The 12509-nt window shown below is 59.8% G+C and carries 9 protein-coding genes; all 9 read left to right on the forward strand.

The window, feature by feature from the left end; translation table 11 throughout:
* The first annotated feature begins 35 nt into the window (after positions 1-35).
* The 9 genes from IC757_RS10485 (at position 36) to csb2 (ending at position 12491) form a co-directional block, all read left to right on the forward strand.
* Positions 36-1061 carry an RnfABCDGE type electron transport complex subunit D gene (locus tag IC757_RS10485; protein ID WP_190974271.1) on the forward strand — a complete coding sequence of 342 codons (1026 nt, stop codon included), beginning with the start codon at positions 36-38 and terminating at the stop codon, positions 1059-1061.
* Between the two features lie 458 nt (positions 1062-1519).
* Positions 1520-1816 (forward strand): HigA family addiction module antitoxin, encoded by a 297-nt coding sequence (locus tag IC757_RS10490; RefSeq protein WP_317977225.1) that lies wholly within the window; start codon positions 1520-1522, stop codon positions 1814-1816.
* A gap of 144 nt (positions 1817-1960) precedes the next feature.
* Positions 1961-2950 (forward strand): hypothetical protein, encoded by a 990-nt coding sequence (locus IC757_RS10495; RefSeq protein ID WP_190974273.1) that lies wholly within the window; start codon positions 1961-1963, stop codon positions 2948-2950.
* 47 nt (positions 2951-2997) lie between these two features.
* Positions 2998-3966, forward strand: coding sequence for a helix-turn-helix transcriptional regulator (locus IC757_RS10500; RefSeq protein WP_190974274.1), 969 nt, complete (start codon positions 2998-3000; stop codon positions 3964-3966).
* A 553-nt stretch (positions 3967-4519) separates the two neighbouring features.
* Positions 4520-6943, forward strand: coding sequence for a CRISPR-associated helicase Cas3' (gene cas3, locus IC757_RS10505; protein ID WP_190974275.1), 2424 nt, complete (start codon positions 4520-4522; stop codon positions 6941-6943).
* Positions 6940-7458: a nucleotidyltransferase gene (locus IC757_RS10510; RefSeq protein ID WP_190974276.1), complete on the forward strand. Its 519-nt coding sequence runs from the start codon at positions 6940-6942 to the stop codon at positions 7456-7458. The genes cas3 and IC757_RS10510 overlap by 4 nt, the downstream gene beginning before the upstream one ends.
* The gene (gene csx17 / locus IC757_RS10515) at positions 7455-9908 is read left to right on the forward strand and encodes a type I-U CRISPR-associated protein Csx17 (RefSeq protein ID WP_190974277.1); all 2454 of its coding nucleotides are present in this window, start codon (positions 7455-7457) and stop codon (positions 9906-9908) included. Before IC757_RS10510 ends, csx17 begins: the two co-directional genes overlap by 4 nt.
* Before the next feature lie 22 nt (positions 9909-9930).
* Positions 9931-10887: a type I-U CRISPR-associated RAMP protein Csb1/Cas7u gene (cas7u, locus tag IC757_RS10520; protein WP_190974278.1), complete on the forward strand. Its 957-nt coding sequence runs from the start codon at positions 9931-9933 to the stop codon at positions 10885-10887.
* A gap of 2 nt (positions 10888-10889) precedes the next feature.
* A complete protein-coding gene (gene csb2 / locus IC757_RS10525; RefSeq protein WP_190974279.1) occupies positions 10890-12491 on the forward strand; it encodes a type I-U CRISPR-associated protein Csb2 in 1602 nt (533 codons plus the stop codon).
* Positions 12492-12509: the final 18 nt, after the last annotated feature.

Genomic DNA, 12509 nt, shown 5'->3' on the forward strand with positions numbered 1-12509 from the left:
GGCGCAAAAGCCATGAATCAACAACCACCCCTGACATGCAGTTCAAGCTAGCAGGCGCACCGCACCTGCCGCCGACCGTCACGGTGGCCGATACCATGCGCCAGGTGCTATACGCACTGGTGCCGGCCATTGCCGCGCATGTCTGGTTCTTCGGCTACGGCATCCTGTTCCAGATCGCGCTGGCCGTGGCCTTTGCAGTCGGTTTCGAGGCCATCATGCTCAAGCTCAGAAACCGGCCCGTAAAGCTGTTTCTGGGCGACTACAGCGCCGTGGTCACCGCCGTGCTGTTCGCGCTGTGCATGCCGCCGCTCGCACCCTGGTGGATCACCGCCACGGGCATGCTGTTTGCCATCGTTATCGCCAAGCATCTCTATGGCGGGCTGGGCTACAACCTGTTCAACCCGGCCATGGTCGGTTTCGCCGCGGTCATCATCGCCTTCCCGCTGGAACTGAGCCAGTGGCTGGCCCCGCGCCAGCTCTCCCCCGGCCTGCCCGGCCTGGCAGAAACCGCACAGGCCATCCTCACCGGCAGCCTGCCGGCCGCCACAAGCTGGGACGCCATCACCCTGGCCACGCCGCTCGACCAGATCCGCACCGGCGTGCAGCAGGGCCTGAGCCTGTCGGAGATCCGCAGCGACCCGGTCTTCGGCGACTTCGGCGGCGTAGGCTGGGAATGGATTGCCAACTTCTACGCCATCGGCGGCATCTATCTTGTCTGGAAGCGCGTCATCACCTGGCACGTGCCCGTGGCGGTGATCGCGGCCACCATCATCCTGTCGACGCCATTGTGGATGGTCGGCCCCGACATCCACCCCGCCCCGCCCGAACACCTGTTCGCCGGCGCACTGATTCTGGCCGCTTTCTTCATCGCCACCGACCCGGTTTCCGGCCCGGCCACTATCCGCGGCAAACTCCTGTTCGGCGCCGGCATCGCCATCCTCACCCTGGCCATCCGCCGCTGGGGCGGCTACCCTGACGGCGTGGCTTTCGCCGTCTTGCTGATGAACATGGCCGCCCCGCTCATCGACCGCCTGACCCGGCCAAGAACCTACGGGCATTGAGCTCGCGGGCGGTTCCGACCGAATGGCTGTACCGGGCAATTCCCTCTTGGGACAGCAAAGTGCAACACCCGTTTGATGTCTAGCATTTAATGCAGTACGCTAAATCCTCATGGTTAAGAGCTTCCGCCTGCAAGGACACAGAGGCCTTGTTCATGGGAAACGGCTGTTGCAAAAAATTTCGAGCCTTCCGCGAACAGGCCGAGAGAAAACTACAGATGCTCCACAGCGCTGAACGTGTGGAGGATTTGCGGATGCCCCCCCGGGAACAGACTTGAAACCCTTGGCGGCAAACTCGACGGCAGATAGAGCATTCGAATCAATCGGCAACAGCGTCTGGTGTTTGAATGGGACGAAGAAACATGTAATGCCACGGAGGTTTATATGGACGACCACCACTGACGTGAAGTTTGGACACGTCACTACGTATACTTCTAGGAGATCAATTCATGCGCAACGGAATGAGACCAATCCATCCTGGTGAAATTCTCAGGGAGGAGTTTCTCGAACCGCTCGATATGAGTGTTAATGCGCTGGCGAAGGGTCTGAGAGTTGATGCGACCCGAATGAATGAGATTGTGAGGCAACGCCGCAGAGTGACTGCAGACACCGCTTTCAGGTTGGCTCAGTACTTCGGAACGACACCAGAATTCTGGATGAACCTGCAGCGGGACTACGATCTGAAGACTTTTGCTGCATCGGACGATGGGGATGCGGTTCTCAGAGAAGTAGAACCCTTGCATTCTCGACCAGCCTGATTACCACGAGGCCCCGCCAATGACCGGGCCTTTTCTCGCCATCCATCCGGCTTGTGATTCCATTCCTGGCTTTTCTGGATCAGGAAATGATCCCGCCCCCTGTTATACCTGACCTCATCGTCAATCAGTATCAGGGGACGCACCATGCAAAGATACAGCCTGCCAATACTCATCGCCGCCCTGGCGGCACTCTGCCTGCCCGGAATCCTGTGGGCCTTCCATCCAGTCGACGGCTGGTGGTGGAACCCGCAGGAATCCGGCCGGGGCTTCAACATCGAAATGCAGGACGACGAGATGTTCATCGCCGCATTCCACTACGCCCCCGATGGCAGCGCGCTGTGGTGGGTGGCCAACGGCCGCTACAACGATGCCACCGGACGCATGAGCGGCGAATTCGTCGAGTTCGCAGGCGGTCAGTGTCCAGGTTGTCCCTACTCTGCCCCCGGCGTGGTCAGCGGCGCTGGCAGCACGGTGACCATCGACTTCCATTCGGCCGTGCATGCAACGGTGCAATGGGACGGCGAATCCATCCCCATCGAAAGGCAGTACTGGCGATTCGCCTTCGACCAGCCCAACCTGTTTCTGTTCGGCGAGTTCCACTTCACCGCAGGTGGCCTGGGCGTCTACTTCGGCGACCGCATCTACTTCGACGACAGCATGACCGACAACGATGGCAACGAATTCCTCGCCGGGCGTGTGCGCGATGGAGGCAGCGACCGCATCGCCGTGGCCAGCTTCATGCCCGACCAGGGCGTGTTTTCCATCCTTCTGGACAGTTCCACCAACTATTACAAGCTCTTTGTGTTCGACATGACCAAGGATCGCATGGAGGGCATCAGCTGGACCTACCAGAAGGACGATGAACCCTCCACTTCCGGCCTGCCTTTCATTGGCCACCGCGTCGCCAGCCGAGCCTATGTTCAAACCGGTGTCGGCCCCCACTCCGTGGCGGACAACGGCAATCCGCGTCAGTCCGGCCACAGCGACGCGCTCGATCAGGCCCGGGTCGCGCTACAGCAGCAAGTCAATCATGCTGGCACGAACCGGCAGGAGCACGACAAGCCCGCCAGCGTCGCATGGGATCAGCTTGAAAGACTGCAATCGGCCATGGAGCAGATTCGCGGATTGCGCTGAGACGTGACATACTTCCATGCGTGCCAACTGCCGAATGGAGGGCGGCAGTGAACAAATTCGATCGCCTCTACGATCTCTATCGCATCCTTCGCGACCGACGCACGCCGATTCAACTCCAGTCGCTTGCAGAGCGGCTGGAGTGCTCGAAGCCTACTGTCAAGCGCACCATCCAGAAACTGCGCGAAGAGTTCGGCGCACCCATAACAACCATGCGCGGCCGTGGCTACCTGCTGGCCGATGACGGCAAGGCCGGCCTGTTTGAATTGCCCGGACTGTGGTTCAACGCTTCCGAACTGCACGCCCTGCTATCGGCCCACCACCTGCTCAGCCAGGTCGAACCCGGCATTCTCAGTGAGGAAATCGCACCGCTCAGGCGGCGGATCGGCAACATCCTCCAACACCGCCGTGCCGGCAGCGGCGACCTGGTCAGGCGGGTGCGCATCGAGCAGACCGGCTCCCGACCAGTCGACAAGCACCGCTTTCGCCAGGCCTGCACGGCACTGATGCGTCGGCGGCAACTGGCCATCGCCTATCATGCCCGTGGCACCGACCAGCACACCGAACGACAAGTCTCGCCCCAGCGCCTGACCCATTACCGCAGCAACTGGTACCTGGATGCCTGGTGCCATCGTCGCAAGGCCATGCGAAGTTTCGCCTTCGAACGGATCGAACGCCTGGAAGCACTGCAACAGCCGGCACATGAAATCAGCGATGACGAACTCAAAGCATTCTCACATGCCTACGGCATCTTCTCCGGCCCCGGCCGACACCAGGCGGTGCTGCGCTGCAGCCCCGAACGCGCCCGCTGGCTGGCCGAAGAACAATGGCACCCCGACCAGGCCGGCCGCTGGCTCCCCGACGGCCACTACGAACTGACCCTGCCCTACAACAACCCCACCGAACTGATCATGGACATCCTGCGCCACGGCCCGGAAGTCGAAGTCGTCCGCCCCAAGTCACTTCGACAGTCCGTCGCCGAAACGCTTGAAAGAACCCTCGACACCTACCGCCAGTAGGCCTCATTGGATCAGGCAATGATCACGCGTCCTTTCACAAGCACCAGCCTGGCAATAGGCATTCCGACACCGCAAATCCTTAGTCATGGACACTGGCATTGCAATCATCCGACTCCCGGATCTCTTGGGAACCCCGGTTCAGGCGTGATAGGCTGGCAAAGCAAGGGGCATAACCACTACATTCATCCCCGGAAAACCACCAGCGATCAAACGGCATGCCAGGGCGTGCCGACAGGCCGGATGCACATCGCCGGCCACCAAATGGACAAGGGAGACACCATGGGCCTTCGCTGGTCACTACCAGACTCAAACACCAACACCACGTCGAGAAATTCTAAGCCCCATTCTCAGGTTTTGAGAACACGCCCTGCCATGCTATCCAGCATGGCTACCGCTCATTCCGAAATGCCTTCGCCGGGGACCTGCTGGAAACACTTTCTCCCGCGGAACCTCAGGAGCTCGCGCCCCCCAAACTCCGAAGCTTTCTCTTGTCCTTCATTCCACACTGACTCATGCCGGCCACAAACCTGCCGGCTGGACTACGATTCGAGCCATGGGATATAGCAATTTTTTTCGAAAAGCCACTGGACACGCCGCCTATCCGTTTCAAGAACAGTTGGCACTCGGGGCCTGGCCAGACATTCTCAATGTCCCCACCGGACTTGGCAAGACCGCAGCGGTAACCCTGGCGTGGCTGTACCGGCGCCGAGAGCTACAGGACAGCGAGATACCGCGTCGGCTGGTCTGGTGTCTGCCCATGCGGGTACTGGTCGAACAAACTCGCACAAATGTCGAATCCTGGCTAAAGGAGCTCGGTTGCTACGGAGAACCTGGAGACGGGCAGGTATCCGTTAGCCTGTTGATGGGAGGAGAGCCGTCCTTGCGAGAAGCGCAGTGGGCATCCTTTCCTGATGAAGACGCCATTCTGATCGGTACCCAGGACATGCTGCTGTCGCGTGCCTTGATGCGAGGCTACGGCATGAGTCGTTACCAATGGCCAGTTCATTTCGGCCTGCTGCACAACGACGCCCTGTGGGTCTACGACGAGGTCCAGTTGATGGGGCCTGCCCTGCCGACAACCGCCCAGCTTGATGCCTTCCGCCATCGCCATGGGACAAGCAAGCCTGCAAGAAGCCTCTGGGTGTCCGCAACACTGGATTCCCGGTGGCTTGCCACGGTGGACTTTCGAGACCGGATGGACCAATTGACCATATCAGGGCTCACGGATAATGACAGGAAGGAGAATGAAGTCACCAGACGGCTGAACGCGGAAAAGTCGTTGCTGCCGTCCAGGACCTGCCTCACCAAGGAGACGGCGAAGAAGAAGGCAGCCTCCTATATCCAGTCACTGGCAGCGGAAGTGGCCGAATCACACCATGATGGCCAGCAAACACTGGTCATCGTCAATCGAGTGGAACGTGCCCAGGCGCTTTACAAGGCACTGCGAAAGCAACTGCCTGACACCGACACATTACTTTTGCACGCGCGCTTTCGCCCTCCGGAACGAAAGGCTATAGAAAAGGCATTGCAGCAGGATCCCGCCAAAGACGGGAGTGGACGAGTGGTCATTGCCACCCAGGCAGTTGAGGCGGGCGTGGATATTTCCAGTGCGGTGTTGTTTACTGAACTGGCGCCATGGTCCTCCCTGGTACAGCGGTTCGGTCGCTGCAATCGACACGGTGAGCACCAGGAGGCCCGGGTTTACTGGATCGACATCGAAGACGATGCCGGCGAGGCTGCACCGTACACGAGTGAGGCCTTGCAGAATGCCCGACAGCGTGTAAAAGAGCTGGATTCGGCCTGCCCTTCGAACCTCCCCCGTTTTGAAGAATCAGCGCCGCTGTATCCCGTTCTGAGACACAAGGACCTGATGCAACTTTTCGATACCGATCCAGACCTGTCAGGTTTCGATGTCGATGTTTCACCATACATTCGTGATCCCGGCAGCCCACAACTGCAGGTCTTCTGGCGTGATTTCACTGGCCAGCCAGATACCGAGATTTCGCCTGCTCGGGATGAGCTCTGTCCAGCCGGCCTTGGACAGTTCAAGGAATTCCTTTCCAGAAAAGGACGAGACGCCTGGGCCTGGGACCCACTGGGTGAACGCTGGCAGCCCACCAGACAGCCACGCCCGGGACAGATCCTGCTCCTCAGGTCTGCTGACGGGGGCTATGACCGAGAACTTGGCTTTGATCGTGATGCCAAACGCAGCGTCGATGTCATAACCCAGGCAGTCGAGCGGACAGAAGAACCGCCAGAATCAAACGATGCTGAATTGCTCACATTCATAGGGCAGGCGATCGAACTCGCTGAGCATTCGCAGGATGCTGAGGCCGAACTCAGATTTCTGGCCGATAGACTGGACTTGCCTGCCTGGCAGCAAAAGGCAGCTGCGACTGCCGACCTTTGGCACGACCTTGGAAAGGCTCACGAGGCTTTCCAACGCGGCATCCAGCCCGACTACGAGCCTGGAACATCCCCGATGCTGGCCAAGTCTGGCGGCCGGGGCAGACCCGACTATCACGTCCTCGACGAGGATGGAAACCGCATTGTACGCAGGGGTTTCCGCCACGAGCTGGCCTCCATGCTGGCATGGCTGAAGCACGGAGACCATGCCGATCACAAGGACCTGATTGCCTACCTGATCTGCGCCCATCATGGAAGGATCCGCATGCGGCTGCGTGCGCTGCCCAATGAACCCTCCCCCCCTGAGCCGGAGCGACTGTTTTCCCGTGGTCTATGGGATAGAGATCGACTCCCGGAGATCAGACTTAACGGAATGACCGTGCCAGAGACCGAGTTGAGACTGGACCTCATGCAACTGGGTCGTGGACCCGATGGGCCATCCTGGACTGAACGAACACACCGCCTGCTCGACTTGCACGGGCCATTCGAACTGGCCTGGCTCGAGGCACTGGTCCGCATTGCAGACTGGAAAGCGAGTCGCGCGGAGTCGGGATCCGGGGGCAGGACATGAAACTATCCACCATCCAGACCATATGCCGAGCCCTTAACGAAGCTGGCGTCAACTACCTGGTCGTGGGTGGTGTTGCCGTCAACAGCTACGGATACATCCGGGCAACCCAGGATCTCGACCTGGTTGTTGCCTTGTCCGAGGACAACGCCCGAGCCGCCATGGAAACCCTCACGAGTCTGGGCTACAAGCCACGCGTCCCGGTTCAGGCCGAGGAGTTCGTTGACCCGGACAAGCGCCGGCGCTGGATCAAGGAGAAAGGGATGACGGTATTCTCGATGTTCAATGACAACTGGCCGGAAACAACGGTGGATGTATTCGTTGACGAACCGTTCGACTTCGACACGGAGCACGAATCGGCCGAGATTCATCCAATCGGCGCCGGAGTCGATGTCCCGTTCATCTCCATCGAGAGCCTGATTGACATGAAGGAACAAGTCGGTCGAGATCGGGACCGGGATGACGTCACTCATCTGCGCTGGATACTCCAGGAACGAGGAGCAGGAGAGAAGGAATGAGCGACCAACGCAATTGGGATGCAGCCACCTGGGAAGGCAGTCGCAAGGCGCAGCTTCGGCGTGCACTGGGGCTCTCGGTTGAACAGCGTTTACAGGAGCTCGACGAATTAACGGAAACTGCGCGACAGCTCGCCTCCCGAAATCAGCACGGGACGGCGTCAGCGGATGGAGCTGCTCAAGCTCGAGACTCTGAGGACCACCCCCACTACAAGGCTCCGCCTCCCCGCAGCGTACTACCACTGCCGGGCTGCAACCCCGTCCCGCTGGCTGGCTATCTCAAGGCTCTGGGCGCTTTCAGGCTCATTGCAGAGCAGGTTGACCCACAAGCATGTGGGTACTGGAACGCAGACCAATTCATATTGGTGACCGAACTCGACCGGGATGACTTGCGAGAATTTCTGCTGCAACGCTATCGACCCACACCGGTGCTGGCACCCTGGAATGGTGGCAGTGGATTTTACTATCGCGAGGAAAAGCTAAAGGAGGTTGATCCTGATACCGGCAAGCGAAAGAAAACAGGACGTCGAACAGAGCCAACTAAAGCTACGCGCGCCGTAGACACAATCCTTTCAGGGAATGCTATTCGTTTGGCTGATTATCGGCAAGCAGCTTTCCAAGCCAAGGAAATCATTCAAAATCTTGGCTATGAGAAAGCACCCGGGGACGAGGAAAAGTACCAGTTGGCACAAGCACTACGCGGTGATCTTTCCGATAAGGGACTGGAAGCATTCGATGCTGTTTTGATGCTGTCTGGAGAAAAGTTGAACTTCCCGCCATTATTGGGCACTGGCGGCAACGACGGCAATTTGGACTTCACAAATAACTTTATGCAGCGACTGCTCGAGGTCATTGACCCGGACACCGGCGAAGCCACGGAACCGGCAGGCTCCTGGCTTGATGGTGCCCTGTTTGGCCAACCCATACCGGAACTTGCCTCAGCTGCCATTGGACAGTTTGCTCCCGGCAATGCAGGCGGCCCGAACTCGACGGCAGGATTCGAAGGTGGATCACTGATCAATCCGTGGGATTTCATTCTCATGATCGAGGGCGCGCTGATGTTTGCCGCGACCGCCACACGGCGATTGGAAAGCGCGCAGCAAGGCACCCTGAGCTATCCGTTTACCGTACGTCCTACCGGCTCCGGTTCAGGTGGCACCGCACTGAGTGACGAAGGCCCCGCACGTGCCGAAATCTGGTTGCCTATATGGTCCAGCCCTTGCAGCCTCAATGAACTCCATGTTCTGTTCTCCGAGGGTCGAGCCACCATTGGCAGGCGCCCGGCAAAAGACGGGCTGGATTTTGCTCGGGCCATTTCCAGGCTGGGTGTCGACAGAGGCCTTGAAGGTTTTCAGCGCTACGGCTTCATGATGCGCTCCGGAAAAGCCTACCTGGCCACTCCCCTCAATCGCATAGCAGTTCGCCGCAACCCGGCAGCTGACCTGATTGCCAATCTTGAAGGCAGCAGTCACTGGCTGGAACGATTCCGACAACTTGGCCGCAGCAAGGGAGCGAGTGCCAGCGTACGCTCCCTTGTGCGCCTGCTGGAAGATGGCATCTTCGAGCTTGCGCAGGCTTCCGACGACCGCACAAAAGCCACCCAACGACTGCTGACGATTCTCGGAGAGATCCAGTTGTACCTGGCGCGTAGCCCTTCGGCGCGTGATCCCAATGGCGGAAACTGCCCACCGGTGCCCTGGCTCAAACCGGACTGGCTGGCCGACGATGGCAGCGACGAACTGGCCATTGCTGCCGCACTGGCCGGGCTGCACGGTCGCAGCCTTGAAGATGGTCGCATGCAAACCCGGTTGCCAATGCGCGTCCATCTGGCACCGGATGACGGAAAAAGTCGCCCTGCCTGGCTGGAGGGCAAGAGCCACTTGAATGTCTGGGGACAGGGCCCACTGGAGAGCAACCTGGCCAATGCGACCCGGCAGAGACTGCTGGCCGCGGACCGCCTGGATCTTGAAGACAAGCCGTTTCGCTTCACACGGACCTGCAGTCTCGCATCTGTAGCCCGCTGGCTGGCCGGCGATCTGGACACCGCAAGAATTGCTGCACTGCTACCGGGGCTGGCGTTGATCAGACTGCCACGCGGTGGACAGCAACGCCGCGAAATGGACTTTCCGGTGCCTGCCGTCTACCGCCTCCTGAAGCCCTTCTTCTGCACCGACGCTCAACTCAGGGAGGCCGGATTGCTTCCCGCCGACCGCAACCTGCCACTGCCCGGCGAGCTGGTGCGGCGGATAGTGACCAACGATCTCTCCGGTGCTGTCGGCATTGCCCGAAGACGGTTGCGGGCCGCCGGAGTGCGTTGTCCGCTGCCAGCCATTTCGGCACCGGAAGTCGACGGAATGCGGCTTCTCGCTGCCTTGCTGGCCCCCGTTTCCGGATTCGAACTGGCCAGGCTCCTTCCCCGGGAACGCAGAACCGAAAGCAACGAAACCACATGACAAACCTCGGAGGAATCACACCATGACCATTGATATCCACGCATTGAACGATGCGCCGCGCCTGTTGCTTGAAGCCGACCTTCGGCCCGTCCAGGGCACGCGCTTTCAGCCCACCGGCTTTCCCGATCTGGGTGCGGCCGAGTATGCGGCTCCTGACGGTGACGGACGAATGCTGCTTGTCGAATCTGCCCAGAGCATGGCCAATCGACTCGAAGCCGTCTGCTGGGATGACGCCAGCGAGGACTGGATTGCACCATTGCAAGGTCTGCCCTACGTGCGGGTAAAAGACCCAAAAGGTGAGACGCTTACCACCTCCGTGCTGGAGGCCCACCGCCTGAACTCACCTTATATCGTAAATGCGGATGGCTTTGAGCCAATCAAGGAAGAAGTAGGTTTTTCGGAAAAGGCTCCGTATAACGCTCGACGGCAGTTACCACCAGTACTGATGAAGTACGACGCCGCGTCACTGCTTCATGGCGTATTCTTGGAAAAGATCGGTGGAGTTGTCCGTCTGCCACGTTGCCTTTCGTCTTTCATTGAAGCCGAGGATGTACAAGTGGCTGCTAGTGGCGGCGCCAAGTTGGACCGAGTACAACCCACCAAAGGAGGCGAGGGAAAAACGGCCAAGGAAGGGTACGGTAACGTTATATACGCCCGCGACGAGTACGTGGCCCCACGCATCAAGGCCTACTTCAACGTGGACCTAGCGCAGATCCGCGCCTTCCGCTTGGGTGAAGCAGCAGAGCGGCTGCTGGTGGCACTGGCGCTGTTTAAGGTCCGCCGCTTTCTGGAGACCGGGCTGCGGCTGCGCACGGCCTGTGATCTGGAGTGCCAGGCACTGCACGTTACCCGGCCGGAAGACTTCGAGGTGCCGGAGCTGACCGAGCTAGAAGGGGAGTTGCCGGGATTGATTGACACCGCCGCCGAAAGAGGGCTGTTCAACGACCCCCGTATTACCGAACTTACCTACAGGAAATAGTCATGGTCGCCATCGCCTTCCGCTTCCCCGCAGGGCGTTACCACGCCACTCCGTGGGGCCACCATGTCAATGAAGCCGAGGTGGAATGGCCGCCGTCGCCGTGGCGTATCCTCCGAGCACTCGTGGCGACCTTCCACCGCAAGGGCTGGGAAGAGTGCCATGCAGTGGAGACGCTGGACGCCCTCATCGAGGCGCTGTCCGGTGAACTACCCGCCTACCGGCTCCCCCCCGCCATTCGTGCCCACAGCCGCCATTACATGCCCCAGGCTGAATCCAACATTGCGCGATTGACCTTCGATGCAAATGGACGCCGGGTAGGCTGGATACCCGATCCGAATAACAAGGCGAAGACCAAACCTGATACTGCTCTTATCTTCGACGCCTTTGCACGCATCGATCCGAAGGACGAACTGGTGGCAGATTGGCCCGTGTCACTTACCGACGAACAGCGCAGTCTGCTGGACGGACTGCTCGATGACCTCGGCTTTCTGGGCCGAGCGGAAAGCTGGGTCGAAGCACGGATGCTGGAAGACTGGGACGGTGAAGCGAACTGCCGGCCTTCCGCCATCGCCATCGATACTGAGACCGGCGAGGCTCTGGAGCCTGTGCAACTCATTGCACCGGTCCCGCCGGCGGAATACGGCCCCTGGCGGGAGGGAATCGTCGCCGAGTATGGCCTTGACGCGAAAACGCTCAAAAAAGCACTGCGGCAGATCCGGGATACCTTGCCGGAAACACTGGCCGGTACGCTCCGGGCGGAGACGAGTGACCTTCAGAAGGCCGGCTGGAGCGTGCCGCCGGGTGCGCGGTTTATCACCTACCAACGCCCTTATGGCTGCTTCATGACGGCATCCCAACCCCGACGGTCAAGGCGGAAGCAGTCGCCAGACGCGGTAACAACCGCCCGGCTCACCCTCACGGGCACCCCCCTGCCGCGCGTCGAAGACTCGGTGCGAATCGGTGAGCTTGTTCGAAAAGCACTCATGGCCCGGTCGAGCAAAGGCAATGGCGACCAACGGATACCGCAGGTGATATCCGGGCACGACATGCCCAAGGGGAATCGCCACGGCCATGCCTTTTACTTGCCCGAAGACTCGGATGACGATGGTCATATCGATCACCTCATCATTCATGCAGAAGCCGGACTGGCCGGCGATGCCCTGCAATTGATTGACCGTCTCGACCGGCTGTGGGCGCATAATCGTGGCGAATGGCAGGTCATGCTGGAGCAATACGGTACAGCAGGACAGATATCGGGAAGTCGGCATGTTGGTCAAAGCCGGGTTTGGTATTCGACCACGCCCTACCTGCACCCCTGGCACCTCAAGAAACGTTTCGACATTGAAGACCAGATCCTGAGGGAATGCCGTATCCGTGGCCTGCCCCAACCGGCGGTCGAACCGCTTCCAGCAGTCATGATTCACGGCAAGCTAAGACGTTCGGTGCATTTTCACCGTTTCCGCAGCAAGCGGGGACTCACTCAGCCGGACACGCGTGGCAGCTTCTGGCGACTGAGTTTTTCCGAACCCGTAACGGGCCCCCTCGCCCTGGGATTTGGCTGCCACTTTGGGCTGGGTCTGTTTGCCAGGAGAGATGAAGACTAACGCATCACCGCAGACTTG

This window comes from Wenzhouxiangella sp. AB-CW3 (genome assembly GCF_014725735.1).
Classification (GTDB): Bacteria; Pseudomonadota; Gammaproteobacteria; order Xanthomonadales; family Wenzhouxiangellaceae; genus Wenzhouxiangella.